Origin of the sequence: Mucilaginibacter sp. 21P (assembly GCF_019331605.1) — a bacterium.
Lineage (GTDB): Bacteria > Bacteroidota > Bacteroidia > Sphingobacteriales > Sphingobacteriaceae > Mucilaginibacter > Mucilaginibacter achroorhodeus.
This window is the reverse complement of the sequence record NZ_CP063061.1, coordinates 1,720,611-1,746,984: the sequence shown is the minus strand read 5'-3', so window position 1 is coordinate 1,746,984 and position 26,374 is coordinate 1,720,611. Positions and strand designations below refer to the sequence as shown.

Here is a 26,374-nt window from a genome sequence, read left to right as displayed (position 1 = left end):
GTTGTTGAAAGGTTGGAACGTTGTAAAGTTGAAATGTTGTAAGGCTAAAATGTTGTGGTATTAAACTTTCAACATTCAAACCTTACAACTTTAAAACAATCTTATTCCAAGGTGATATCCAAACCTAAACCTCTTAGCTCGTGAACCAATACGTTGAATGATTCTGGCACTGATGGTGTTGGCAGGTTCTCGCCTTTAACAATAGCTTCGTATGTTTTGGCACGGCCGATAACATCATCCGATTTAACGGTAAGTATCTCCTGTAGAATGTTTGCTGCACCGAATGCCTCCAATGCCCAAACCTCCATCTCACCAAAACGCTGACCACCGAACTGAGCTTTACCACCCAGCGGCTGTTGTGTGATAAGCGAGTACGGACCGATAGAACGGGCGTGCATCTTATCATCAACCATGTGGCCCAGTTTAAGCATGTAGATAATACCTACAGTAGTTTGCTGGTCAAAACGATCGCCGGTTAAACCGTTGTACAAGTAAGTACGGCCAGATTCCGGTAATTTAGCTTTGCTTATCCACTCTTCTACCTCGCTGTGGCTTGCACCATCGAAAATAGGCGTAGCGAATTTCATACCCAGCTCTTTACCGGCCCAACCTAATACGGTCTCATAGATCTGGCCCAAGTTCATACGTGAAGGTACACCAAGTGGGTTCAACACAATATCAACCGGGGTACCATCTTCCAAGAAAGGCATATCCTCGTCACGTACAATACGTGCAACAATACCTTTGTTACCGTGGCGGCCCGCCATCTTATCACCTACTTTAAGTTTACGTTTCTTAGCGATGTAAACCTTAGCCATCTGTACAATACCTGATGGCAGCTCATCACCCACGCTGATAGCAAACTTATCGCGACGGTAAGCACCCAGTTCTTCGTTAACTTTAATACCGTAGTTATGAAGTAACGTTTTTATCTGGTCGTTCTTGTCGTCATCAGTTGTCCATTTAGTTGGATTGATGTTCTCGTAGTTTAATTCGGCAAGTATTTTTTGAGTGAACTTAACACCTTTAGCTACGTAAAGCTCTTTGTAAACGTTGTAAACACCTTGTGATGTTTTACCGTTAACTATCTCAAACAACTTATCAACTAAAGTAGCTTTAAGTTCTCTGATCGCTTTTTCGTGTTTAGCATCAAGTTTCTCAATTTGTGCTTTCTCTTCAGATTTGGTGGTCTTTTTAGCACGGCTGAAAAGTTTGGTATCAATAACAACACCCGCAATTGAAGGCGGAGTTTTTAATGATGCATCCTTAACGTCACCTGCTTTGTCACCAAATATGGCACGTAATAGTTTCTCTTCCGGTGAAGGATCTGACTCACCTTTAGGAGTGATCTTACCGATAAGGATATCGCCTTCTTTAACCTCGGCACCGATACGGATGATACCGTTCTCGTCAAGGTCTTTTGTAGCTTCTTCAGATACGTTAGGGATATCAGGTGTCAATTCCTCTTCACCGCGTTTAGTATCACGTACTTCAAGTTCAAACTCTTCAACGTGAATTGAAGTGAATATATCCTGCGACACTACGCGCTCAGATATAACGATAGCATCCTCAAAGTTATAACCTTGCCAAGGCATGAACGCCACTTTAAGGTTACGGCCAAGAGCAAGCTCACCATTCTGTGTTGCATAACCTTCACAAAGTACCTGCCCCTTTTCAACTCTTTGGCCTTTTTTAACAATTGGCTTAAGGTTGATGGTGGTGCTTTGGTTGGTTTTCTTAAACTTGGTTAACAAGTAAGTTTTGCTATCACCGTCAAATGATATTAAACGGTCAAGCTCATTACGGTCATATTTAATAGTGATCTGGTTAGCATCAACATACTCAACCACACCATTGCCTTCGGCATTGATAAGGGTACGAGAGTCTTTTGCTACACGGCCTTCCAAACCGGTACCTACAATTGGCGCCTCAGGGCGTAAAAGCGGCACGGCCTGGCGTTGCATGTTCGATCCCATCAAAGCACGGTTTGCGTCATCATGCTCTAAGAACGGAATCAACGATGCAGCGATAGACGTGATCTGGTTTGGAGCAATGTCCATCAGATCCAGCCTTTCCGGCTCAATTACCGGGAAGTCGCCCTCGTAACGTGCTTTTACACGTGGAGTAGCAAATTCACCTTTATCATCATATACTGCGTTTGCCTGGCCAATGGTTTTACCATCTTCATCTTCTGCAGACAGGTAAATAACCGGCTCATCAACTTGTACTTTGCCATCAACAACACGTTTGTACGGTGTTTCGATAAAGCCTAAGTTGTTGATCTTAGCGTGTACACACAAAGAAGAGATCAAACCGATGTTCGGTCCTTCCGGTGTTTCAATAGTACACAACCTACCATAGTGGGTATAGTGAACGTCACGAACCTCGAAACCTGCACGCTCACGTGACAGACCACCTGGCCCAAGGGCTGACAGACGACGCTTGTGCGTGATCTCTGCCAGTGGATTGGTTTGGTCCATGAACTGTGAAAGCTGGTTGGTACCGAAGAACGAGTTGATAACTGATGACAGAGTACGCGCGTTGATCAGGTCGGTAGGTGTGAACACCTCGTTGTCACGAATGTTCATACGCTCGCGGATGGTACGTGCCATACGCGCTAAACCTACACCAAACTGAGCGTAAAGCTGCTCACCAACGGTACGCACACGACGGTTTGATAAGTGGTCAATATCATCCACCTCAGCTTTTGAGTTGATGAGTTTGATCAAATACTTAACAATCGCGATGATATCCTGCTTGGTTAACACTTTGATCTCGTCAGAAGTATCCAGTTTCAATTTACGGTTAATGCGGTAACGGCCCACATCACCCAGGTCATATCGTTTATCAGAGAAGAATAACCTGTCAATGATACCGCGTGCGGTTTCCTCATCAGGTGGTTCTGCGTTACGCAGCTGGCGGTAGATATGTTCAACCGCTTCTTTCTCTGAGTTTGAAGTATCTTTTTGTAAAGTATTGTATATAATGGTATAATCACCACTGGTAGACGCATCTTCCTTGTTAAGGATAATGGTTTTAACACCAGCGTCGATGATCATATCGATGTGGTCATCTTCCAATACGGTCTCGCGCTCAAGGATGATCTCATTACGGTCGATAGAAACTACCTCACCGGTATCTTCATCTACGAAGTCTTCAACCCATTTCTTAAGTACCCTTGCGGCAAGCTTACGGCCAATAAATTTCTTAAGGCCAGATTTGCTTACTTTAACTTCGTCTGCAAGTTCAAATAACTCCAGGATGTCTTTATCAGAGTCATAACCAATTGCACGAAGCAGCGTTGTAACCGGGAATTTCTTTTTACGGTCAATGTATGCATACATCACGTTGTTAACGTCTGTAGCAAACTCTATCCATGAACCTTTGAAAGGAATAACACGGGCAGAGTATAATTTTGTACCGTTGGTGTGGCGGCTTTGGCCAAAGAACACACCTGGTGAGCGGTGCAGCTGTGATACGATCACACGCTCGGCACCATTGATAACAAAAGTACCTTTAGGCGTCATGTATGGGATGGTACCCAGGTATACGTCTTGCACAATTGTTTCAAAATCTTCGTGCTCAGCATCGTTACAGCTAAGGCGAAGTTTTGCTTTTAATGGCACACTGTAAGTTAACCCACGCTCAATACACTCGCGTATATCATAACGAGGCGGGTCAATAAAATAATCAAGAAACTCTAAAACGAAGATGTTTCTTGAATCTGAGATAGGAAAGTTTTCTGCAAATACTTTAAACAAGCCCTCTTTGTGGCGGTTGTCTGAAGTAGTTTCTAATTGAAAAAATTCCTGGAAAGATTGTAACTGTACATCCAGGAAATCCGGGTATTCAAGTACCTTTCTGCTGGTTGCAAAGTTTACTCTTTGGTTATTATCGTTTGCCAAGGTGTTATAATTTTAATTTATTAAACCTGTTTTGTATGCGGCTTTTAGTAACTCAGAAGCCTGTGCTACTGTAATTTAAGGGATGGGATGAACCACAAACCACAACCCTCTTATATAACGACGTATATAAACAGCAATAGACCCCGACCAAAAATGGTCGGAGTCTGATGCTATTTTGTGCGGAGGGTTAAATTATTTAACCTCAACTACTGCTCCGGCTTCCTCTAATTGTTTTTTCAGAGACTCAGCTTCTTCTTTAGAAACGCCAGCTTTCAATTCTTTTGGAGCGCCGTCTACTAAATCTTTAGCTTCTTTAAGACCAAGACCAGTTAAGTCTTTTACTAATTTAACAACTGCTAATTTTTGACCACCAGCTTCTTTCAGGATCACGTCAAATGCAGTTTGCTCAGCAGCAGCAGGAGCAGCATCGCCACCATCACCTGCAGGAGCAGCAACAGCAACAGCTGCAGCAGCTGGCTCAATGCCATACTCGTCTTTTAAGATTTGAGCTAACTCGTTTACTTCTTTTACTGTTAAGTTAACCAACTGTTCAGCAAAGGCTTTTAAATCTGCCATTTTATTTTAAATTTTTACTTTTAAATACTTTGTTTTTTAATGTCCAAACTTTTAAAGGTGTTTGGATTAACCTCTTTCTTGTAATGTTTTTACAACACCTGCAATAATGCTTCCGCTTGATTGTAGAGCAGAAACAACGTTCTTAGCCGGTGATTGCAGTAAGCCAATGATCTCGCCTATCAGTTGTTCCTTAGATTTAAGCTTAGTTAAGGTATCTAACTGATTGTCGCCTATGAAAATTGCTGAGTCGATATAAGCTGCTTTTAAAAGCGGTTTGTCACCTGTTTTTCTCAGTTTTTTGATCAGCTTAGCCGGGGCTGTTGCTGATTTAGAGAAAAGGATCGATGATGAACCTTTTAATACATCGTATATCGCATCAAACTCGCCACCTGCAGCTTCCATAGCTTTTTTGATCAAGCTGTTTTTAGCAACTTGCATGGTGATCTCGTTTTCAAAGCACTGACGGCGGATCGAATTTACTTTTGCAACCGTAAGATCAGCAGTATCAGTAATGTAAAAATTACCGTACTCTTTAATCTGCTCAGTAAGGGCAAGAACAAGGTCGTGTTTTTCTTCTTTATTCATGATTAGATCCCCGCTACTGATTTAGTTTCAATTGTAATTCCTGGCGACATTGTTGAAGAGATATGAATACTCTTGAAATATGTGCCCTTTGCTGCTGATGGTTTTAATTTAGAGATAACCTGCAATACTTCTAATGCATTCTCATAAATTTTCTCAGCAGAGAAAGATGCTTTTCCTATTGAAGTGTGGATGATACCGGTTTTATCAACCTTGAAATCGATCTTACCACCTTTAACCTCAGTTACAGCTTTACCCACTTCTGGAGTAACTGTACCTGATTTAGGGTTAGGCATTAAGTTACGCGGACCTAAAACACGGCCCAAACGTCCTACTTTAGCCATAACACTTGGCATAGTGATGATAATATCAACATCAGTCCAACCGCCTTCAATCTTGGCAATATAATCATCCAAACCTACGTAATCTGCGCCTGCGTCTTTTGCTTCTTGTTCCTTATCTGGAGTACAAAGCACCAAAACGCGTACAGTTTTACCGGTTCCATGAGGAAGGGTTGCAATACCACGTACCATTTGATTGGCTTTACGTGGGTCAACACCTAAACGTACATCAATATCTACTGATGAATCAAACTTGGTATTGGTAAGTTCCTTTACCAAAGCAGACGCATCTTGTAATGTGTAAGTTTTGTTCGCCTCAATTTTGGAGAGTGCCGCTTTTTGATTTTTTGTTAATCTTGCCACTGTCTTAAACTGATTTGTATAAATTAATTGTTCCAGGGTGCTGTACCGCTAACGGTAATCCCCATACTGCGGGCAGTACCTGCCACCATTTTCATGGCTGATTCTACTGTAAAAGCATTCAAATCAGTCATTTTATCTTTTGCAATGGTTTCAACTTGTTCCCAATTTACATTGGCAACTTTTTTACGGTTTGGCTCGGCCGAACCGCTTTTTAAACCAGTTGCTTCCAACAGTTGTATTGCAACCGGTGGGGTTTTGATGATAAAATCGAATGACTTGTCTACGTATACAGTAATAACCACAGGCAACACTTTACCAGGACGATCCTGGGTACGTGCATTAAACTGCTTGCAAAACTCCATAATGTTTACACCTTTTGCACCCAATGCAGGGCCAATTGGTGGAGATGGATTTGCAGCGCCGCCTTTTACTTGTAGTTTTACTAACGCACCGACTTCTTTTGCCATTTTTAATTTACTTTATTATAACTCAATGTTAGTAAGTGGAAGCTAAGTAACATTTAAGATCTTGAGGGTATCAGGTACTTAGTATCAAGTATCAAGACCCATATTTTTTATACAATGTATCGGTGTGTTATGTCAGCGCAATGTGTGTCTTGCTACTTGATACCCGATACTTATTTACTACTCTTTTTCTACCTGCATGTAATTCAATTCAAGCGGCGTACGGCGCCCGAATATCTTTACCATTACTTTCAGTTTCTTTTTCTCTTCGTTAACCTCTTCAATAACACCGCTGAAACCGTTGAAAGGGCCATCCATTACTTTAACGTTCTCGCCAACGTAATAAGGCACGTTCATTGTTTCGGCCTGGGTTGTCATCTCGTCAACCTTACCTAAAATGCGATTAACTTCTGCCTGGCGCAATGGGATGGCATTACCTGCCTTATCGCCCAAAAAACCAATAACGCTGTTGATGTTCTTGATAACGTGCTCAAGCTCACCATCCAACGCTGCTTCCATCAACACGTATCCTGGGAAGTAGTTACGCTCTTTAGCGATCTTCTTTCCATCACGCATCTGGTAATATTTCTCAGTAGGTATTAAAACCTGCGGTACAAGATGAGTGATACCCAACCTGCTTACTTCCGCATCTATATATTGTTTTACCTTCTTCTCTTTACCACTAATAGCCCTAACTACGTACCATTTTAATTGATCACTCATCTATTTACTTATAATTAGGTTAGTGAAGTATAAAACTGATTAAGCAAATAGCCGATTATCTGATCCATACCAAAAATAACCATGGCAATAATTAAGGCCGCAACCAATACCAATACAGCACTGTTTTGCAGTTCTCTCCAGGTTGGCCAGGTTACTTTCTCGGTCAACTCGATGTATGATTCTTTAATATATTCAGCTACGCCTGCCATTTTATCTGTTCGCTTAAAGCACGGGAACAAGGATTCGAACCCTGATCAAAGGTTTTGGAGACCTCTATTCTACCATTGAACTATTCCCGTGTATGTAAACCTCTGTGTTACCAGAAATTTATATGTTTTGCTTATTGTGAATAAAGTACCGAGACAATAGCCCCGGTACTTTACACAAAAATTAACCGTTAGCTCCCGTTTAAGGGTATTTGGATTATGCTAATATTTCAGTTACCTGACCAGCACCTACGGTTCTACCACCCTCACGGATAGCGAAACGAAGACCTTTTTCCATAGCGATAGCGTTGATCAATTTTACAGTGATAGTAACGTTATCACCTGGCATAACCATTTCTACACCTTCAGCAAGTGAAATCTCACCTGTTACGTCTGTGGTACGGAAATAGAATTGCGGGCGGTATTTGTTGAAGAATGGAGTGTGACGGCCACCTTCTGCTTTTGATAACACGTAAACTTCTGCTTTGAAATCTGTGTGAGGAGTTACTGAACCTGGTTTACAGATAACCATACCACGGCGGATATCAGTTTTCTCAATACCACGTAACAATAAACCTACGTTGTCACCTGCTTCACCACGGTCAAGGATCTTGCGGAACATCTCAACACCAGTTACGGTTGATTTCAAGTTCTCAGCACCCATACCTAAGATATCTACAGGATCACCAGAGTTGATTACACCACGCTCGATACGGCCAGTTGCTACTGTACCACGACCAGTGATTGAGAACACGTCCTCAACTGGCATCAAGAATGGAAGCTCTGTCAAACGTGGAGGGATTGGGATGTAGCTATCTACAGCGTCCATCAACTCCATAATTTTACCAACCCATTTTGGATCAGCATTTAAGCCACCAAGAGCAGAACCTTGGATAACTGGGATATCATCACCCGGGAACTCGTAGAATGATAATAACTCACGAACTTCCATCTCAACAAGTTCTAACAACTCTGGGTCGTCAACCATGTCAACTTTGTTCATGAATACTACAAGTGCAGGTACACCTACCTGACGAGCCAAAAGGATGTGCTCGCGAGTTTGTGGCATAGGACCATCAGTAGCAGCAACCACGATGATAGCTCCATCCATCTGAGCAGCACCTGTAACCATGTTTTTCACATAGTCAGCGTGACCCGGACAGTCAACGTGTGCGTAGTGACGGTTTGCAGTTGAATACTCAACGTGTGCAGTATTGATAGTAATACCACGTTCTTTTTCTTCAGGAGCTGAGTCAATTGAATCGAATGAACGCGCTTCTGATAAACCAGCGTCAGCTAATACTTTAGTGATAGCTGCGGTAAGGGTTGTTTTACCGTGGTCAACGTGACCGATTGTACCGATGTTTAAGTGCGGTTTACTGCGGTCAAATTTTTCTTTTGCCATGATCTATTTTTGTTTGTAGGTTAATTTATTCTTTAATAAAATACTATTTAAAGTACTTGAGCCAACAATGGGATTTGAACCCATGACCTCTTCCTTACCAAGGAAGTGCTCTACCCCTGAGCTACGTCGGCTTTTATTTCAAGTTTGCAGTTTGTAATATACAGTTTGCAGTTTCAGGTATCGACTGCCAACTGCTAATTGCCTACTGCTCACCTAAAAGAGCGGAAGACGAGGTTCGAACTCGCGACCTATAGCTTGGAAGGCTATCGCTCTACCAACTGAGCTACTTCCGCTTTTAAATCAGTTAGCAGTTCCCCGTTAACAGTTGGCAGATAAACTGCTTACTGCAAACCGAAAACTGCATACTGAATTGTGTGGGGAGAGAAGGATTCGAACCTTCGTAGCCGAAGCAACGGATTTACAGTCCGTCCCATTTGACCGCTCTGGTACCTCCCCATCGTTTAATTTCGGAAATAACAATACTCAATTGGAAGCTAAGTATCACACTTCCGAAATAAACTGAGCCCCCTATCGGAATCGAACCAATGACCTACTGATTACAAGTCAGTTGCTCTACCAGCTGAGCTAAGGAGGCTTATTATTTCCGTTACCCTGTTTTACCGGAATAACCGAAGCGCAAATTAATTTGCGATGTTTTTATTTCTCTTTTAAAAGAACCACCCTTTGGCTTTGTGCGGTGTGTTTAAGACCTCTCCGAAAGGGATTGCAAATCTACAAAAAATTAAACCCCTGCAAAATATTTTTACAAAAAAAATCGGCAGGCTTTTGGCCTGCCGATCATAACGAATTTTTCGTTTCTGTATATGCTTAAAAATCATCCTCTTCCGAAACAAGCGCAGCTTTTTTAGCAGCTTCGGCAGCAATAGATTTTTTTGTTTTGTATTTCTCAATTTGCTTCCTCAGGCTCTCAACCGCCAGGTCGGTAGCCTCTTCAAAGGTTTTGCACTGCTCCTTAGCAAACATCTGCAAGCCCGGCAGCGTCAGCTTTATTTCTGATATCTTGTTGGCCTCATCATCTACATTTTCCAGTTTTAAATAAACTTCTCCGCTTACTATCTTGTCAAAAAATGTCTCCAGCTTATCTGCCTTTTTCTGTATAAAGTCCAGTAATTTCTGATCTGCGGTGAAATGAATTGATTGCACTGTAATTTTCATTTTTCCTCCTTTTTATGCCTTTGGATGGGCTTGTTTATAAATAGATTTGAGTCTCTCAACAGAATTGTGCGTGTAAACCTGCGTTGCGCTTAAGTTTGCATGGCCAAGCAGTTCTTTTATTGCATTAAGGTCGGCCCCTTTATTTAAAAGGCTGGTTGCAAAAGTGTGCCTAAGCACGTGCGGGCTCTTTTTATCTTGTGTTGATATGTAGGAAAGATACTTTTGCACGGTTAAATAAATAAACGCCGGATATGCGGCGGCTCCTTTATTTGTAACGATAAAGGTTAAGGAATTGTTATTAAAAATTTCACTTTTCTTAACCTCTCTATACCGTTCAATAAGTGCCAATAGTTCGGTATTAAGGGGTATTATCCTCTGTTTGTTGCGTTTACCTAAAACTTTAATGGTCTTTTCGCGGGTATCTATGTCCCCGTCCTTTAACCCTAAAAGTTCGGCAAGGCGCATGCCGGTACCAAACAACATTTCAATGATCATTTTATCTCGTAAACCGGCAAAGTCATTACTAAATATGGGTGCGGTGCCATCATCCATCCTGCCATCAAGCAAAGCTGTCATTTTATCGGCTTCAACAACTACAGGTAAACTCTTAGTTACTTTAGGCGCTGTAACTTTAGCGGTAGGGTTTGCAGTTACCTCGCCGCGTTGCAGCAGAAATTTAAAATACTTACGCAGCGTAGCCAGTTTACGGTTAACAGAACGCGGGCTGATACCTTCGTCCATTTGCTTAACCATCCAGTTACGAATGTCATGATAAGTTATTTCTGCAGGGTGTTTGGTGGTAAGATCTTCGCCGGAATGCAAAAATTGGAAAAATTGCTGAAGATCGCCTTCATACGCGGTAACGGTGTGCGGCGAGTACCTTTTCTCGTTACGGATAAAATGTATGAAATCGGCTAAAAACATAAAAACTATTTGAACACCCAAGTAAATTGAATGTACAAATAGTTTTTTTATGCTGACAAGAAATTTATAAAATTCTTTATCCGATGAAAGAATTAAACAGTTTCTTGGTTTAAACCTTGTTTGTAGATAGCGTGTTTAACCACGTGTCTGCGAGTAACAGATTTCTTTTCGAAAGCCTGACGACTGCGTAGCTCTCTTAAGACACCAGTTTTCTCAAATTTCTTTTTAAAGCGTTTTAATGCTTTATCTAATGATTCTCCGTCTTTTACGTTGATAATGATCATAATCCCAAATACCTCCTTTCAGGGACGTCAAAGGTAGAAAAATGTTTTTAATATTGAAATACAATATTTTATATTTTTTGACGGAAGCAAAATAATCCTGCTGTCAGTCTGATTTCTATGACAAAAGCAAACTGATTTGATAGGGTTGCTGTTTTTTAATGACGGCAAATATTCTGTGAACGATCTTGTTCCTGACAGCGTTCAATGCGCTCATTCGGTTCTTGCCTTCAGCTACTTTACGTTGGTAGTAATGCTGCAGGTCATTTTTAAGTCGGATAGCACTCATGGCAGCCAGATGCAGTACAGATTTGATCGCTTTATCAGCATACGTTGATACCTGGTGCCGTCCCCTTATCGAAGTACCGGAACTATTAGCAAAGGGGACGACGCCACTATAACAAGCCATCTTTCTTGCCTCTGTGATCAGTTCAAAGCCTTCTGTTTTGGCAAGCATCATCCAGGACAATACTTTGCCAACTCCCGGTACAGAACGGATCAGGTTCACCTGCGTGTCCATTTTTTCATCAGCACGAATGACCATTTCGATATCTGTCTCTATCTTTTTGATCTGCTTGCCAATCAGGGCAAGTTGTTCTTGGTTCATTTTCAACAGATATTTGTATATGCCCAGGTGTTTCATCTTGGCGTAGTCATGCTGTTGTTTAAGTAGCTGAACTTTGGTTTTGATCCGGCTGTTACGCTCGGTAAGCAGGATCTTTAGTTTCTGAATGGTTTGAGAGGATGGTTTCCATTGCGGAAGCTCTGCATGGCTTTTCTTAATAAAGGCTGCTATTCTTACTGCATCTATCTTGTCGTTCTTTCCTCTGACAAGACCCAGGCTCTTTTTTAGATGCAATGGTGGTACAACAAAGATGCGATGCCCCGTTTCTTTGAATGCTTCATATAAGTTCCAATTGTAGCGACCTGTATTCTCCATACCGATGATCAGTTGTTCTTTGTAAGAACTGAAGAACTTTTTGATGCTCTTTACCTCATTCTTGATAACAAATGATAATTGCCCCTGTTCGTTACTTACACAGATATCCAATGTCGCGCTGCTCACATCGATACCAACAATTGTTTGCTTTTGCATAATTTTGTCTTGAAGTTTTATTGATCGGGATCATCAACATACTCAACTCCTTGATAATGGGTCTCCAGCCCGAATTTCTATTTGAGTTTCTTGTTGATGAAAAGGGGCAGGGTCTTCTTCAGATTATGAGCCATTAGCTCAGAGCCTAAGTCATAGTTCACCCTGCCTCCTCGCGATCTTTTATCCTACTAAAATAATTATGCAAATCTAAAGGAGCTTGTCGAAGACCTATAAAAGCGAAGAGTGGTTCGACAAACTCACCAGGACTTAAAATAGAGTGCCAGTCTGAGCCTTTCGAAGACCTATAAAAGCGACGAGTGGTTCGACAGGCTTACCATGACTCAAAGGGCGTGTCAGTCTTAGCTTGTCGAAGACCTATAAAAGCAAAGAGTGGTTCGACAAGCTCACCAAGACAGACTTAAATCAATCAGCCGCCGTGGTCTTAAGGCCTTGTGGTGCACGCTTGTCAGCCGGCATTGCCATAAATTTTTTGTAGCTATCGTTGATGTATACAGCCATTGACTGTCTATCGTTGCTGCGCAGGAACTTATAACTTGGGCGGAACATGGTCATGAAGTTTTCAAGTTCTACACCTTTAAGCGGCACTATGCTGCCCACGTAAGCCGGACTAAAAGCATCGTCGATGGCACGTTGTTCGGCTTCGGTCTGGAAGTATTTTTTAAGCCTGCGGGCGCGCTTGCCCTCGCCGCTAAACCATGTTGATGGCGATAACACATATACCTTACTTTTCTCGTAAACCTCCGGGTACTCGAGCCTCGGATTAAATGGTGCACGTGTAGCAGTTACGTTAACCTCGCTCAATCTTATCATCTGAGAAGCCATCTCAATACGTTTTGGCCTCATATCTATCACATACAATGTATCGGCAGTGTATCCGGGAGAATTAAAGATCAGGGTATGGCCTGTTGCTGTCTTGATATCGAAATTTCCGTTCTTATCTGTGATGCTCACCTGTTTGGTATTATTGTCCCTGATAAAAACGTTATCAAGCCGGGTACCACGGCCGGCTTCATAAACAGTTCCTTTAAGGGTGTTTTGGGCTTTAGCCATCTGCACAAATACAATAAGAGCTGCGGCAAGGAATAATATCTTCTTCATGGCTTTAAATAATAGCTTATCATATAAACCTGCTAAAGGTTGTAAAGGTTTGCCGACAAACCGCCGTAAAACAAAAAAACCCGGCTTTAACCGGGTTTTAGTAATTATTTCTTCCAAACGTTGTTGTCAGAATTGTAATCTGGAGATGTTTTGTCCGGATCTACCGTTACAGATTTGATCTCTTCTGTTGACGGGAATTTGGTGGTGAAGGTGGTGTTACGCTCCCATATTTCAACAGGCAGCTTAACGCGCTCAACCTTACCACTTACAGTTTTCACCTCAAGCGTAGTAGGGAAAGCCATTTTGTCCAGGTTATCCAAGGTGATCAGTGCACCCTTTGATGGATCGTTATCAACGTACTTAACATCGCGTACGCCAACGTCCAGTCTCCAGTTGTTTACAAACCAACCCCTCCAGAACCACTGCAAGCTTTCGCCGCCAACGTTTTCCATGGTACGGAAAAAGTCATCAGGTGTTGGGTGCTTAAACGCCCAGCGTGCAACGTAGGTGCGGAAGGCGTAATCAAAGCGCTCAGGGCCTAAAATGGTTTCGCGCAACATGGTTAAACCCATACCCGGCTTAAAGTATAACAATATACCATTGTTCATTTCTTTAAGGTTTTCAGGATTGCTCATTACCGGCTCCAACTCAGGGCGGGTTAAATACGCGCCAATTTTTTGCATATCACGCCCTTTGCTTGCATACTCGCCGTTATTAAAATCGGCAGTGCTAAGCGTATTGATAAAAGTATTGAAACCCTCATCCATCCAACCATAAAGGCGTTCGTTTGAGCCAACGATCATCGGGAACCAGGTATGGCCAAACTCGTGGTCGTTTACACCCCATAAAGAACCTTTGGTTGCTTTCCAGCTACAGAAAACGATGCCAGGATACTCCATACCACCAACTACACCGGCTACTGCGGTGGCAGCAGGGTAAGGATATTCAAACCATTTTTTTGAGTTGTACTCGATAGATTTTTTTACATACTCGGTTGAGCGGCCCCATGCGTTGTTGCCATCGCTCTCAACAGGGTAAGCAGATATTGCTGTAGATTTTTTACCGCTTGGCAGATCCATCTTAGCGGCATCGATAATAAACGATGCTGATGAAGCCCATGAAGCATCACGTGCATTTTTTATTTTAAAGTGCCAGGTTAATTCTTTTTTACCTGCAGGGCGCGAAGCAGGGTTAGTTACCTCAGATGCCGAACGGATAACAACGGTTTGTTCGCTTTTTTCTGCAGCAGCCCAACGCTTAATTTGCTCTGGTGTGTAAACCTCCTGTGGGTTTTGCAACTCACCTGATGCTAACACTATGTGATTAGCAGGTGCGGTAATGCTCAGGTCAAAATCGCCGTACTCCAGGTAAAACTCACTTGGGCCAGTGTATGGCAGCATGTTCCAGCCTAGTACATCATCATAAACATACATGCGTGGGTACCATTGCGCAACGGTGTAGATCTTACCGTTCTTAGTATCCTGAATACCTGTACGGTCTGAACCATAGTTAGGTACCACAAAAGAATATTCGATAGCGAGTTTAACCTGGCCGCCGTTTGCTGCTACTGCCTGCGGCAGCATTATCTGCATACGGGTATCGTTGATGGCGTATTTAAGTTCGGTACCTGCGCCGCCTTTGGCGCCTACAAGTTTTACCGATTTAATGGTATATCCGCCTTGCGTAAGATCGCCACGACCGCCATTACGGCTACCTGCCGGCGGAATGATCGCCTGACCGCGAGAGTCTTTTTTGAAAAGATTTTGATCTAACTGCATCCACAAAAAATCGAGCTTCTGCGGGCTATTATTGGTATAACTTAAAACTTCAGAACCAACAACCTCGTTGGTTTGGTCGTTCAATTTTGCTGACAATTGATAGTCGGCGCGGTTTTGCCAGTACTTTGGCCCCGGCTGTCCATCTGCCGCACGAAACTCCGATCCGTTTTTGGTATAGAAAAATGGCGCGAACGCATCGTGATAATTATAGTTGCTTGCAGGGGCCTGCTGGGCCTGGGCAACACCACTAACAGCCATAACAGCCAGTATGCTGCCGGCAATCAATTTAAGTTTCATAATGTTTAGTAATGATTTAGTAAAAACAAAGAGCAAGTATACACAAATAAACATTTGTGTATACCTATCAAATACTTGTGTAATAAGTAAATTACCTATAATTTGATAGAAGAGATCTTAAGAAGGCCTTTACTTTAATTCGCGCTCATAAATGGCCTCGTCAAAACCGAAAAACAGGAAATCGTCCTTTTCTATAACCGGGCGTTTGATCATGCTGGTTTTCTCCTGCAGCAGTTTTAATGCATCATCTTTTGTTTTTATACTTTCTTTAACTGCTGGGTCAAGCTGTTTCCAGGTGAGGCCCTGCTTATTTAAAAACTTTTCGTAGCCTGCCTTTGCGTCCCATTCCTCCAGCTTCTCTTTGCTGATGCCCAGTTTTTTAAAATCATGAAACTCGTAGGCAACATGATTAGCCTTAAGCCAATCCAGCGCCTTTTTTACCGTATTGCAATTGGTTATACCGTATACTTTCATGCGGCTAAAATATTAATTTTTAGCACCGCCCGATGAATCATCGTTGTTTATTCCACGTTGATTTTTCTTGATAGATGAACTTAATGCACCAAACTTGTAATTAAAGCCGATACCAATTGATCTGAAGTTCTGGTAATTAAAGGTTGTGGTGTTAAAGGTATTGGTACGGGTATAAAAATCAAGCTTGATAAACCTGCTGAAAGGACCATTGGCATAAAGCGACAGCGTGGCCTTTTTATTAAGGAATTCTTTTGATGCGTTGAACCCGTAACCCAGGTAATAGTTATCCACGCCCTGTAACAACACATAGCGGCTATCAAAGCCTACGTTAACCCCTACCCTGTAACCTTTTTCAAACTTGTAGCTGCCATTGGTGAACACATGGCCCTGGTAGCCGCTGTTGGTATAAAATTCGTTATCAAAAGTGCCTTTAAGCCAAACGCGCATTAGCTCGGCGTTTACGTTAACGTTGAATTTCGTTGTTATAGGGTACTGCCAGTTAAGGTCGAGCGCCAGGTTCTTGTTTTTACCCACGTTGGCAAAGGTAGTGGTGGTAACAGTACCATCTACACTGGTTAAATTCTGTATGGTGTTATTGGCAAAGGAATAGCTAAGGCTGATATTTAATGATCCCTTTGCAAAGTTGCCATAGCTCAATTCAAAATTGTTGTTAACTGCCGGGCGAAGCGCCGGGTTACCTCTGCTGATAAATTTTGTATTGGTGCTATCTACAAAAGGGTTTAACTGAAAGATGCCCGGGCGTTGGATGCGTTGCGTAAAACCAAAGTTAACGCTGGCATTCTTTAGCGAGCGCTGCATCGAGAACGATGGCACCACATTGGTATAAGACTGATCTAAATTGGTACCGTTAGAAATGAAGTTGGCATTGATCTCCGTACGCTCATAACGTGCACCTGCTTTAAAGGTCCACTTGGTTAATTTGAGCGTGTAAGAATTGTATGCGCTGTAAACATTCTGATGGTAATCAAAATCATTGGCCTGGCCGCTGTTGTCCATGTAGTTACCGGTTGCATCCTTAAGATCGGTATGGAACCTGCTGAAGTTTTGCCGGCTGATCATTTTACCGCCAACTTCCACATTTAGTTTTGTTAGCGGATGCACATAATCAAGTTGGGCAGTATGTTCTTTAGCGCCTGCATCATTCAACTGCCTAAAATCTGTTGTATTGCCCGGCGACACATAGTTTAATGAGTTATTCCTGTTATCGCTGTATTTATAAGATGCGGTTAGCAAACGTTCTTTGTTGCCTTTAAAGCCCAACTGGTAGTTTAACCCAGCATCAGCGCCGCGGTATACACCGTTACCGTTGTTGGTGGTGGTGTAACTATCTGCTACATTATTGTTGGTTTCGGTGGTGTATTGTGTAGAGCCATTTTCATTACTGCCGCGGTAGTAGTTGAACGTACCGGTGAAAAGGTTTAAAGTATCTGCTTCAAAGCTTACCTCGGCACTTGCATAGTTATTATTGCCGGTACCATATCTGCTACCGTTTTGTACTACTGATGATGGCTGCAATAAAAAGTCTGTTTGGTTAAAGAAATCAGTAGGGCGTTTTGGCCTGTGGCCGGTACCACCATAAGCGTTAATACCGAACTTTCCTTTTTTAACAGTAAGGTTTAAGTTTGCCCGTGGCCCCCAAATGGAGTTATAGTTAAGATTGACAGAACCATTGTAACCCTCATCGCCTTTCTTTTGAGTGATGATGTTGATGATACCTGCCAAACCCTCTGCATCGTATTTAGCAGGAGGGGTGGTTATCACCTCTATCTTTACGATGTTAGTGCCCGGCATGGCCTTTAAAATATCAGAAGGGTTACGCGCCATCAATGCCGATTCTTTACCATTGAGCAATATCTTGTAGTTACCGCTTCCGCGCAGTTTAATGTTATCATTACCATCCACAGAAAGCAAAGGCACTTTACGGATCATATCCAACGCGGTAACCGACTTTGCTTCCGGGTCTGCCTGCACGTCGTAGCTCAGGCGATCCACCTCTTGTTTCATCAAGGGTTTGGTGGCTACTACCGATACTTCTTTAAGCTGATTATGCGTTGGCGCGATCAGGATCCTGCCCAGATCAAGAGCTTTTTTATCCGCAGTAATATTGATGATCTTAGTTGCGTAACCTATATAAACCAGGTTAAGCTTATATGCCCTTGGGGCAATACCGGTCAATTCAAAGGTGCCGTCATCCTTACTAAGCACACTTTTGACAGGTGCATTAGTTGCAGCATCGGTTAATGCAACGGTAACATAGCCGAGCGGTTTATTAACCGCAGAATCAATTACAAGGCCTTTTATAGAAATAATTTGGGTAGCAGACTGTGCGAGTGATAAGGTTACACAAAAGCAGCATAACAAAGCTGCCAGAAAGGATTTTTTCATGTAGTGATTTAGGTATATAAGACGCGCGAAGATACACGTCCGTTGCACCCACAAACTCACTTTTTTATCAAATATTGTGTAACAAAAATGCTACTTGTTAAACTTGGTCATGGTTAGCTCGGTACCAATAGTCACAAAGCTTTTGATCATCTCTATCGATCTGTCTATCAGTGCCGGAAGCTCCGGTTTTTCATCATCATCAAAGCCGCTTAGTACATAGTCAACCTGGCGGCCCTTTGGGAAATTATCGCTGATACCAAAACGAAGCCGGGCGTATTCGTTGTTGCCTAAAATTGCCTCAATGTTTTTTAAGCCGTTATGCCCGGCAGCGCTGCCCTTGGGTTTTAAGCGAAGCGTACCCAAAGGCAAGGCAAGGTCATCAACAATTACCAGTACATTTTGCACCGGTATTTTTAACTCTTTCATCCAATGGTTTAGCGCCTTACCGCTCAAGTTCATGTAGGTGGTAGGTTTTATCAGATGCAGGCTGCGGCCTTTGTAATTAACCTCGGTGTAGTAAGCCAAACGCATGTTATAGAATTTTGCATTCTCCTGCTTAGCATACTCATCCAAAACCATGAAACCTATATTATGGCGTGTATCGGCATATTCGGGCCCAATGTTACCGAGACCTACGATCAGATATTTCATAAGGAGAGCAAAGATAAAAGAGTTAAAGACAAAAGATCAGCTACTGCAGAGAATCTATAAAAGCGCTGATCTGTTTTTGTAAAACTTGTATCCTTTGAATCAAATTTTGATAATCATACTCAGGTACGATAGCGCATAATTGAGCTACAATCATCTGCGTTTCCAACTCAAAAGCAGATCCTAAACTCATTGTAAGAAAGTGACTGAAATCTTTATTAGTTTTTCTGGCAGAACCTTCAGCAATATTAGACGGTATTGAAACAGCGGCTCTATATAGCTGGCTTGACAATCCAAACTTATGTTCACCCGGGCATTTTTGTGTAAACTGATAAATTGCCTTCGTCAACTCAACGGAATCAACCCGAATTCTTAGCTGTCTGAAATTATGATTTAACATAAATAAAGATATCTTTTGTCATTTATCTTTCCGTCCTTTGTCAAACAAAAAAAGCAACAGGTTCCCCTATTGCTTTTTTTGTTTACCCCTTTAGGGAACAAGGCAAATTACTTGCCTCTGTTTTCTTGTTCTGCCTGACGTAGCGCACGTGAAGTAGTTACTGAAACTACAGTATCTTCTTGTGCGTTGGTGATAGTAAGGTTAGGAACTTTGATGTCGCTAACACGTACTGATTTACCTACCTCTAACGATTCGATGCTAACTTCGATGTTATCCAAGTGATCTTTCGGAAGGGCTTTAACACGCAGTTTGCGTAATTTCTGAACTAATTTACCACCCACTTTAACACCCGGAGATGTACCGGTTAATTTAACAGGGATCTCGATAGTTACCGGTTTGTTTTGATCCAGCTCTAAAAAGTCGATGTGTATAAGTTGCTCAGTTAACGGATGATATTGTGCATCCTTAATGATAGCCTGAGTTTTTTTACCTGCAACTTCAATGTCGATGAAATGAACAACCGGAGTGTAAATTACGGTTCTCAAATCAGCTGCGGACACTGCAAAGTGGGTCTGGGTAGCACCACCGTAAAGTACTGCAGGCACTAAGCCTTGGTAACGCAGTTCTTTAGCGTCTCTTTTCCCTACGTTCTCTCTTGGAGAACCGCTAATAGCAATTGATTTCATTTATTTATTTAATTTATTTGTTAAGTCCGTGGTTCATAGATCATAGTTCATGGTCTAATTCTCACGAATATTTTTATTTACTTTAATTCAGGCGTCCGGCTATGAACCATTAGCCATGAACTATAACCTTTTCTACTCCACCTTAAACAACTGGCTTATAGAGCCATGCTCGTTCACGTTCATTATCGCTTTAGCAAACAGTTCGGCAGTTGATAAAACCCTTATCTTTTTGCTTTCCTGTTTCAAAGGGATGGTATCTGTAACGATCAATTCTGTTAAAGCAGAATTTTCGATAGTTTCATAGGCTTTGCCTGATAACACCGGGTGCGTACAAACTGCCCTTACAGAACGTGCGCCACGTTCCATGATCAAACCTGCAGCTTTTGCCAAAGTACCGGCGGTATCACAAATATCGTCTATCAACACAATATCCTGGTCGGTAACATCACCAATAACGGTCATGCTTTCTATCTCATTAGCGCGTTTACGGCGTTTATCGCAAATTACTACCTCTGCATTAAAATACTTGGCAAAGTTACGTGCCCTGTATGATCCGCCCATATCAGGCGATGCAATGGTGAGGTTTTCTAAGCCAAGGCTTTTGATGTAAGGCACAAAAATGATAGAAGCATCAAGGTGATCTACCGGCACATCAAAAAATGCCTGTATCTGCGCTGCGTGCAAATCCATGGTCATGATACGGTGGATACCCGCAGCAACCAACAGGTTGGCTACCAGTTTTGAACCAATTGCTACACGCGGCTTATCCTTCCTGTCCTGCCTTGCCAAACCAAAATAAGGGATAACCGCAGTGATGTAGTGTGCTGATGCACGGCGTGCGGCATCAACCATCATTAACAGTTCCATTAAATTATCGGCAGGTGGGTTGGTTGATTGGATAAGGAATACATCGCAACCGCGAATAGACTCATCAAAATGCGGCTGGTACTCGCCATCGCTAAAACGCGAAATGGTTACGCTACCCAGATCTTTACCGTATGATGCGGCAATGTTTTTAGCAATAGCGGTTGATCCCGATCCTGCAAATAACTTAACTGTATTAAACTGTAAAGGCATTTTGATTATTAGATTAAGATAGTTTCCTAAATAGTTCTGTCTTTAATCGCTTAGTATATCAACCCCTATAAAAAACTTCGGATTTCTTACTTTCAGTTCGTTTTACCGAAACATGAAAATCAGAAATCCGATTATTCTTAAGTTGCCCGACCAGGATTCGAACCTAGACAAACGGTACCAAAAACCGTCGTACTACCATTATACTATCAGGCAATCTCCCCCGGTTTGAAACCTCCCCGAAATGGAATGCAAATATAGGTCGATTTTTGAAAAGTCAAAAGCAAAATTTAAAAAAATATTATGCCGGTTTGTAAGTGCCTCATAATCCGTTAAAAATTGTTAAGGTTTTAGCTTTTACAGGGGATTACATAATGTTTTTACTAATTTCGGCTGCTTAACACCAGTTGTATCTGTAATAATCAGTGATGAACTACAATAAAATTAACAATATCGTTGGCTGGGCAGCCGGCATTATTGCTTCAATTACCTACATCTTAACGCTTGAACCCTCTACCAGTTTCTGGGATTGCGGCGAATTTATAGCTTGTATCTACCGCCTGCAGGTGGCTCACCAACCGGGAGCGCCTTTATTTACCATGATAGGCAAAGTTTTTTCGCTCCTTTCAATGGGCGATAATACCAAAGTAGCCTACTTTACCAATATGGCTTCGGCCCTGGCAAGTGGCGCAACCATTCTTTTCCTTTTCTGGACCATTACCGCGCTTGCCAAAAAGCTGGTAGCCAAAGCCGGCGAGGAAATTGATGTAACCAAAACCATACTCATAATGGGTGCCGGTTTGGTTGGTGCATTGGCTTATACCTGGTCTGATACTTTCTGGTTCTCGGCAGTTGAGTCTGAGGTTTATGCGCAATCATCACTATGTACGGCTATCGTATTCTGGGCTATATTAAAATGGGATGCCCATGCCGATGAGCCCCGCGCCGATAAATGGATCATTTTTATAGCCTATATTATGGGTCTATCAATAGGTATCCACCTGTTAAACCTGTTGGTTATACCTGCCATTGCTTTGGTTATTTATTTCCGCAGGGCAAAAAACGTTTCTACAAAAGGTACCATTGGTTATTTCATTTTAGGTTGTATCACGGTTGCAGGTATCCTTTGGGGTGTTATACAATTTACGGTTAAAGGTGCTGCTTTCTCAGACTTGTTCTTTGTGAACACGCTGGGCATGACCTTCAATACCGGTGCTATCATCTTTTACCTGTTGGTAACAGGTGCACTGGCCTTCGGTATAGTTTATACCATCAACGCAAACAAAACCTACCTGTGGCTGGCAATTGTTTGCTTTATATTATTGTTAGGTTTCAGCGCCAGCATAATTGGCCTTATAGCGGGTGTTGCCATACTGGCACTGTTAGAGTATGTTTTAAAAGTACGTACACACCGTGCCATATTAAACCAGGTGCTTACATGTGCAGTGTTCATCCTTTTTGGTTATAGCTCTTTTGTGATGATCGTTATTCGCGCCAAAGCGGGTACGAATTTGAACAACAGCGACCCTGAGGATGCATTTGCCCTTAACAGCTACCTTAACCGCGATCAGTACGGTGAAACACCGCTGTTATATGGCAATTTCTTTGACGCCCAACCTATCGACCAAAAAGAAGGCGCTACCCTGTATCGCCGTGGCGAAACCAAATATGAAGAGGCCGGTAAAAAACTAACCACCATATACGACCACAATACGCTGTTCCCGCGTATGTTTAGCCAAAAGCCGAGCCACCCTGAGTTTTACAGGATGTGGAGCAACCTAAGCCCCGACGAGAAGCCTACTATGGCCACCAATATTGGCTTTTTTGCCAGCTGGCAGGTTACGCAGATGTACACACGCTATTTTCTGTGGAACTTTGTTGGCCGTGCTAACGACCAGGATGGACAAACCGCGCAGGGACCGGATGGCAGCTGGATAAGTGGCTTCGGTTTTAGCAAACAACTGCCTAAAAGTATCACTGATAGCAAATCATACAATCGTTTATTCTTTTTACCGCTGATAATAGGGATATGCGGTTTGTTCTATCACTTTAAACGCAACCAGCGCGATGCGGGCGTGGTAACCGTGTTATTCTTCTTTACCGGTTTGGCCATTGTACTTTACCTTAATCAGGATCCGCTGCAACCGCGCGAGCGTGATTACGCCTACGCAGGATCGTTCTATGCTTTTGCCGTATGGATAGGTTTGGGCGTACTGATGATAGCAGACCTATTGAGTAAAAAGATCAATGCAAAAACAGGCGCCATAATAGCAACCGTTGTTTGTTTATTAGCTGCACCGGTATTGATGGCCAGCCAGGAATGGGACGACCATGACCGCTCAACCAAGCTTACGCCGCATGACATGGCTTATGATTACCTAAACTCATGCGCGCCAAACGCCATCCTGTTCACTTATGCTGATAACGATACTTATCCGCTTTGGTACATACAGGAAGTTGAAGGTGTACGCCCGGATGTGCGCATTGTAAACTTAAGCTTGCTGGGTACCGATTGGTATATCCGCCAGATGAAAACCAAGATGAATGATTCGGCACCGCTGCCTATCACCATGGATAATAAGAAATTTGAAGCCGGTGTGCGCGATGTGCTTTATTATAATGATGCAAAAATTGCAGGCTCGGTTGAGCTGAAGGATGTATTTGATTTCCTTACCTCTGATGACCCAAAATCAATGCTTACCTACCAAAATGGCGATAACAGCAATTACCTGCCCACTAAAAGTTTTAAGCTTACGGTTAATGCAGAGGATGTGCTAAAATCGGGCACTGTACGTGCGGATAAGAAAGACAAAATAATTCCTGAGATGGATTGGACCTACCCTGGTAAATACGTTACCAAGGATAACCTTGCCATGATGGATATCATTGCTCACAACAACTGGAAACGCCCTATTTATTTTGCTACAACAGTACCAAGTGATAACATGATGGGTTTAGACCGTTACCTGTATAGCGAAGGTTTTTCTTACCGCTTGATGCCTTACAAGGCTGATACCACCCGCGGCCCGCAGGAAAACAGCAACACGCTGATCATGTACAACAACATGGTGAACAAGTACAAATACGGCAATTTTAAACACGCCAAATACCTGGACCACGAATCTATTAATTTGTTTTACCCGCTTATTGCACGTTTGTATAATACCCTTGCCGACAACCTGGTTGCTGAAGGGCATTTAGATCTTGCGAAAAAAGCGATACAAAAGTATGACAAGGAGATGCCATCTACCATCAACTCATCAGAAGTGGCGCTCCGAAAATACTTTATGACTGAAACACTTTATCGCCTGGGCGATGTAACAACTGCCAACAAGTGGGTAAATGATCTGTCTGAATACGCGGTTGACGGTTTAAAATACAATTACAGCGTTTACCAAAGTAACGATGGGTCTGTTAACAGCAGGGATATTCAGTTCAATATGTCGATACTGAACAGCCTGACGCAGGCAGCTAAGGAGCATCATCAAACGGCACTTGCCAATAAACTTGAAGCTCAGCTGAAAGATTACAGCACCAAGTTTGGAGGCTTCCTGCAGCAACAACAGCAGCAACAGCAAGGGCAGTAAATTGTCTTAAATAGAGAAAAGCGGCTAATGGCCGCTTTTTTTGTTTGATTTAATTTCGTATGTGATGCCGAACCGTCAACCGACGGACGGCATCACATAGTATTGGTATGGCATCTGTAACAATCACACCCGTCAGCCTCTCTAATCCTCATGAAAAACACCTGCCTTACCCTCCTGCTTGCTGCAGCTTCGCTTGTTGCCACAGCGCAAAATAAAACCGCCACTATCGATTCATTGATACGCCGCAGTAACCGCATTGGTGTGTTCAAAGGAAATGTTCTGGTAATGGATAAAGACAAGGTGGTGTACAAAGCTGCTATTGGTTATACCGATGCTACAGAGAAGCAAGCGGTAACCAACGCCTACCGCTTCCACATCGGCTCTATAGCCAAGGAGTTTAACGCGATGGCAATTATGATGCTGAAAGAACAGGGTAAACTAAATACCGATGATAAAGTATCCAAATACATCACCGGATTACCGACTTGGGCAGATAAGATAAGCATTAAAAACCTACTACAATACACCAGCGGGTTGCCCAACCTAAAATGGGGCGAATTAACGTCTGATGCAGAAGCTATGGCCGCCCTTAACGCTTTCAATAAGCTCGATTTTGAGCCGGGCACACGATACGCTTACAACAATAGCAATACTTTATTGCAGAGGCAGATCATAGCCAAAATAACGGGCCGCAGCTTCGCGGATTTTGTGAAAGAGAAGATGCTGAAACCCTGCGGCATGACCAACTCCATTGTTGATCCTACTGACGAACCGCTGGTAGCAAAATCATACAATAACGATAAGGTACAATCTCCCATGCAATACTCCATCACCGGCTGGACGGCAGTTACCCTTGATGATTTTTACAAATGGGAAAAAGCGTTAGAGAGTTTCAAGCTCATCGGCCCGCAATCAACCCGTGAAATACTTACCCCCTTCGCACCAGGCAAGCAATGCGGACTGGGTGGCGGCGTTATGGATGGCGATAAGTTAACCTATCATCAGCATGATGGTACCGCGTTAAACTACCAGGCATTGTTAACGGCTTACCCCGCTCAAGGCCGCACCATCATCCTGCTCACCAATAACAAGCAAAACACGCTTTACGATGTCGACCATGCCATTGAAGCCATACTGGATGGCAAACCATACCAACAGCCAAAGCGATCAGTACTAAATGATTTTGCCAAACAACTGGACAGCCTCAAAGGCAACGAGATCATCCCGTGGTATAACAATCTTAAAAGTAAATACGCTGCTGAGTATGGCTTCGAGAATGAATCGTCATTGAACATGATAGGTTACTACTACAAGGGAAAAAACCGCATTGATGATGCCATTACGGTGTTTGATTATAATACTCAGCTATTCCCGCAATCAGGCAATGTTTTTGACAGCTTGGGCGATGCCTACAATGCCAAAGGTGATAAAGAGAAAGCCCTGCTTAACTATAAACGCTCCGTTGCTTTAGACTCTACTAACGAAATGGGTAAGAAGATAATTGAGGGCTTGGAGAAGAAGTAGGCACTTAAACTCTTCATTGCGAGCGATAACGTGGCAATCCTCGATATACAGTGCTACTCTTTAAATCGAGGATTGCCACGTCGGCTACGCCTTCCTCGAAATGACGTATGGGCTCAAAAAAAAAGCGGCTAATGGCCGCTTTTTTTTTTGTTATCCTTTTATTTCGGATTATAATAGTAATGTTTAGAACAACTGACAAATTCATGTCAGCGTTCACGGTGTTCACAAGTGTTCATGCCGTGAACGTGAACACGTGTGTGGTGAGGGGTGAATACTTAGAAGTGAGCAGAAAAAGTAAGCCAAAGTAAGGCCATAGTAAGCTGCTTCCGAGTCCTTTGT

22 protein-coding genes and 6 tRNA genes are annotated in these 26,374 nt (G+C 42.6%); 2 read left to right on the top strand and 26 right to left on the bottom strand.

The window, feature by feature from the left end; genetic code table 11:
• Nucleotides 1-101: 101 nt before the first annotated feature.
• The 26 genes from rpoB to INP83_RS07845 form a co-directional block, all read right to left on the bottom strand.
• A complete protein-coding gene (gene rpoB, locus INP83_RS07970; protein ID WP_146268836.1) occupies nucleotides 102-3,905 on the bottom strand; it encodes a DNA-directed RNA polymerase subunit beta in 3,804 nt (1,267 codons plus the stop codon).
• Nucleotides 3,906-4,097: 192 nt separating this feature from the next.
• On the bottom strand, nucleotides 4,098-4,481 hold the full coding sequence (gene rplL, locus INP83_RS07965; RefSeq protein WP_095703543.1) for a 50S ribosomal protein L7/L12: 384 nt from the start codon (nucleotides 4,479-4,481) through the stop codon (nucleotides 4,098-4,100).
• 66 nt (nucleotides 4,482-4,547) lie between these two features.
• Entirely contained in the window at nucleotides 4,548-5,066 is a 519-nt protein-coding gene (gene rplJ, locus INP83_RS07960) for a 50S ribosomal protein L10 (protein WP_219126989.1), read from the bottom strand.
• 2 nt (nucleotides 5,067-5,068) lie between these two features.
• On the bottom strand, nucleotides 5,069-5,767 hold the full coding sequence (gene rplA / locus INP83_RS07955; RefSeq protein WP_146268838.1) for a 50S ribosomal protein L1: 699 nt from the start codon (nucleotides 5,765-5,767) through the stop codon (nucleotides 5,069-5,071).
• 23 nt (nucleotides 5,768-5,790) lie between these two features.
• Entirely contained in the window at nucleotides 5,791-6,234 is a 444-nt protein-coding gene (gene rplK / locus INP83_RS07950) for a 50S ribosomal protein L11 (protein WP_146268839.1), read from the bottom strand.
• A 177-nt stretch (nucleotides 6,235-6,411) separates the two neighbouring features.
• Nucleotides 6,412-6,954: a transcription termination/antitermination protein NusG gene (gene nusG, locus INP83_RS07945; protein ID WP_117390962.1), complete on the bottom strand. Its 543-nt coding sequence runs from the start codon at nucleotides 6,952-6,954 to the stop codon at nucleotides 6,412-6,414.
• A gap of 14 nt (nucleotides 6,955-6,968) precedes the next feature.
• Entirely contained in the window at nucleotides 6,969-7,163 is a 195-nt protein-coding gene (gene secE, locus INP83_RS07940; RefSeq protein WP_146268840.1) for a preprotein translocase subunit SecE, read from the bottom strand.
• Between the two features lie 19 nt (nucleotides 7,164-7,182).
• A tRNA-Trp gene (locus INP83_RS07935) sits at nucleotides 7,183-7,253 on the bottom strand.
• Between the two features lie 124 nt (nucleotides 7,254-7,377).
• Nucleotides 7,378-8,565, bottom strand: coding sequence for an elongation factor Tu (gene tuf / locus INP83_RS07930; RefSeq protein WP_146268841.1), 1,188 nt, complete (start codon nucleotides 8,563-8,565; stop codon nucleotides 7,378-7,380).
• A gap of 59 nt (nucleotides 8,566-8,624) precedes the next feature.
• Nucleotides 8,625-8,696 (bottom strand) — tRNA-Thr (locus tag INP83_RS07925).
• A gap of 89 nt (nucleotides 8,697-8,785) precedes the next feature.
• Nucleotides 8,786-8,858: transfer RNA gene (locus INP83_RS07920), tRNA-Gly, on the bottom strand.
• 82 nt (nucleotides 8,859-8,940) lie between these two features.
• Nucleotides 8,941-9,021 (bottom strand) — tRNA-Tyr (locus tag INP83_RS07915).
• A gap of 66 nt (nucleotides 9,022-9,087) precedes the next feature.
• Nucleotides 9,088-9,160 (bottom strand) — tRNA-Thr (locus tag INP83_RS07910).
• A gap of 233 nt (nucleotides 9,161-9,393) precedes the next feature.
• Entirely contained in the window at nucleotides 9,394-9,741 is a 348-nt protein-coding gene (gene hpf / locus INP83_RS07905) for a ribosome hibernation-promoting factor, HPF/YfiA family (protein WP_146268842.1), read from the bottom strand.
• Between the two features lie 12 nt (nucleotides 9,742-9,753).
• Nucleotides 9,754-10,665, bottom strand: a complete 912-nt coding sequence (locus tag INP83_RS07900) for a tyrosine-type recombinase/integrase (RefSeq protein ID WP_219126988.1) — start codon at nucleotides 10,663-10,665, stop codon at nucleotides 9,754-9,756.
• A 92-nt stretch (nucleotides 10,666-10,757) separates the two neighbouring features.
• Nucleotides 10,758-10,949 carry a 30S ribosomal protein S21 gene (rpsU, locus tag INP83_RS07895; RefSeq protein WP_022833144.1) on the bottom strand — a complete coding sequence of 64 codons (192 nt, stop codon included), beginning with the start codon at nucleotides 10,947-10,949 and terminating at the stop codon, nucleotides 10,758-10,760.
• Between the two features lie 115 nt (nucleotides 10,950-11,064).
• Entirely contained in the window at nucleotides 11,065-12,042 is a 978-nt protein-coding gene (locus INP83_RS07890; protein ID WP_146273464.1) for an IS110 family transposase, read from the bottom strand.
• A 423-nt stretch (nucleotides 12,043-12,465) separates the two neighbouring features.
• Nucleotides 12,466-13,161 carry a carboxypeptidase-like regulatory domain-containing protein gene (locus INP83_RS07885; protein WP_146268844.1) on the bottom strand — a complete coding sequence of 232 codons (696 nt, stop codon included), beginning with the start codon at nucleotides 13,159-13,161 and terminating at the stop codon, nucleotides 12,466-12,468.
• Nucleotides 13,162-13,265: 104 nt separating this feature from the next.
• The gene (locus tag INP83_RS07880; RefSeq protein WP_219126987.1) at nucleotides 13,266-15,236 is read right to left on the bottom strand and encodes a M1 family metallopeptidase; all 1,971 of its coding nucleotides are present in this window, start codon (nucleotides 15,234-15,236) and stop codon (nucleotides 13,266-13,268) included.
• 129 nt (nucleotides 15,237-15,365) lie between these two features.
• Nucleotides 15,366-15,710 (bottom strand): Spx/MgsR family RNA polymerase-binding regulatory protein, encoded by a 345-nt coding sequence (locus INP83_RS07875; RefSeq protein WP_219126986.1) that lies wholly within the window; start codon nucleotides 15,708-15,710, stop codon nucleotides 15,366-15,368.
• Between the two features lie 12 nt (nucleotides 15,711-15,722).
• Complete coding sequence (locus tag INP83_RS07870) at nucleotides 15,723-18,116, bottom strand: outer membrane beta-barrel family protein (protein ID WP_219126985.1); 2,394 nt, start codon at nucleotides 18,114-18,116, stop codon at nucleotides 15,723-15,725.
• A 90-nt stretch (nucleotides 18,117-18,206) separates the two neighbouring features.
• Nucleotides 18,207-18,767, bottom strand: a complete 561-nt coding sequence (gene pth / locus INP83_RS07865; RefSeq protein ID WP_146268848.1) for an aminoacyl-tRNA hydrolase — start codon at nucleotides 18,765-18,767, stop codon at nucleotides 18,207-18,209.
• 40 nt (nucleotides 18,768-18,807) lie between these two features.
• Entirely contained in the window at nucleotides 18,808-19,164 is a 357-nt protein-coding gene (locus tag INP83_RS07860) for a four helix bundle protein (RefSeq protein WP_219126984.1), read from the bottom strand.
• Nucleotides 19,165-19,271: 107 nt separating this feature from the next.
• Nucleotides 19,272-19,850 carry a 50S ribosomal protein L25/general stress protein Ctc gene (locus INP83_RS07855; protein WP_146268849.1) on the bottom strand — a complete coding sequence of 193 codons (579 nt, stop codon included), beginning with the start codon at nucleotides 19,848-19,850 and terminating at the stop codon, nucleotides 19,272-19,274.
• A 132-nt stretch (nucleotides 19,851-19,982) separates the two neighbouring features.
• Nucleotides 19,983-20,927, bottom strand: a complete 945-nt coding sequence (locus INP83_RS07850) for a ribose-phosphate pyrophosphokinase (RefSeq protein ID WP_219126983.1) — start codon at nucleotides 20,925-20,927, stop codon at nucleotides 19,983-19,985.
• A gap of 142 nt (nucleotides 20,928-21,069) precedes the next feature.
• A tRNA-Gln gene (locus tag INP83_RS07845) sits at nucleotides 21,070-21,140 on the bottom strand.
• 212 nt (nucleotides 21,141-21,352) lie between these two features.
• Here INP83_RS07845 and INP83_RS07840 point away from each other — a divergent pair.
• Nucleotides 21,353-24,511 (top strand): DUF2723 domain-containing protein, encoded by a 3,159-nt coding sequence (locus INP83_RS07840; RefSeq protein ID WP_219126982.1) that lies wholly within the window; start codon nucleotides 21,353-21,355, stop codon nucleotides 24,509-24,511.
• Between the two features lie 150 nt (nucleotides 24,512-24,661).
• Entirely contained in the window at nucleotides 24,662-26,035 is a 1,374-nt protein-coding gene (locus tag INP83_RS07835) for a serine hydrolase domain-containing protein (RefSeq protein WP_219126981.1), read from the top strand.
• The last annotated feature ends 339 nt before the right edge of the window (nucleotides 26,036-26,374 follow it).

Coding starts and splice junctions, on each gene's coding strand:
- rplK (WP_146268839.1), bottom strand. CDS start 6,234: ATGGCAAAAGAAGTCGGTGCGTTAGTAAAACTACAAGTAAAAGGCGGC.
- INP83_RS07885 (WP_146268844.1), bottom strand. CDS start 13,161: ATGAAGAAGATATTATTCCTTGCCGCAGCTCTTATTGTATTTGTGCAG.
- INP83_RS07850 (WP_219126983.1), bottom strand. CDS start 20,927: ATGCCTTTACAGTTTAATACAGTTAAGTTATTTGCAGGATCGGGATCA.
- INP83_RS07880 (WP_219126987.1), bottom strand. CDS start 15,236: ATGAAACTTAAATTGATTGCCGGCAGCATACTGGCTGTTATGGCTGTT.
- tuf (WP_146268841.1), bottom strand. CDS start 8,565: ATGGCAAAAGAAAAATTTGACCGCAGTAAACCGCACTTAAACATCGGT.
- INP83_RS07890 (WP_146273464.1), bottom strand. CDS start 12,042: ATGCAAAAGCAAACAATTGTTGGTATCGATGTGAGCAGCGCGACATTG.
- INP83_RS07900 (WP_219126988.1), bottom strand. CDS start 10,665: ATGTTTTTAGCCGATTTCATACATTTTATCCGTAACGAGAAAAGGTAC.
- INP83_RS07835 (WP_219126981.1), top strand. CDS start 24,662: ATGAAAAACACCTGCCTTACCCTCCTGCTTGCTGCAGCTTCGCTTGTT.
- secE (WP_146268840.1), bottom strand. CDS start 7,163: ATGGCAGGCGTAGCTGAATATATTAAAGAATCATACATCGAGTTGACC.
- INP83_RS07855 (WP_146268849.1), bottom strand. CDS start 19,850: ATGAAATCAATTGCTATTAGCGGTTCTCCAAGAGAGAACGTAGGGAAA.
- hpf (WP_146268842.1), bottom strand. CDS start 9,741: ATGAAAATTACAGTGCAATCAATTCATTTCACCGCAGATCAGAAATTA.
- INP83_RS07840 (WP_219126982.1), top strand. CDS start 21,353: ATGAACTACAATAAAATTAACAATATCGTTGGCTGGGCAGCCGGCATT.
- INP83_RS07870 (WP_219126985.1), bottom strand. CDS start 18,116: ATGAAAAAATCCTTTCTGGCAGCTTTGTTATGCTGCTTTTGTGTAACC.
- rplL (WP_095703543.1), bottom strand. CDS start 4,481: ATGGCAGATTTAAAAGCCTTTGCTGAACAGTTGGTTAACTTAACAGTA.
- nusG (WP_117390962.1), bottom strand. CDS start 6,954: ATGAGTGATCAATTAAAATGGTACGTAGTTAGGGCTATTAGTGGTAAA.
- pth (WP_146268848.1), bottom strand. CDS start 18,767: ATGAAATATCTGATCGTAGGTCTCGGTAACATTGGGCCCGAATATGCC.
- rpsU (WP_022833144.1), bottom strand. CDS start 10,949: ATGATCATTATCAACGTAAAAGACGGAGAATCATTAGATAAAGCATTA.
- INP83_RS07875 (WP_219126986.1), bottom strand. CDS start 15,710: ATGAAAGTATACGGTATAACCAATTGCAATACGGTAAAAAAGGCGCTG.
- INP83_RS07860 (WP_219126984.1), bottom strand. CDS start 19,164: ATGTTAAATCATAATTTCAGACAGCTAAGAATTCGGGTTGATTCCGTT.
- rplJ (WP_219126989.1), bottom strand. CDS start 5,066: ATGAATAAAGAAGAAAAACACGACCTTGTTCTTGCCCTTACTGAGCAG.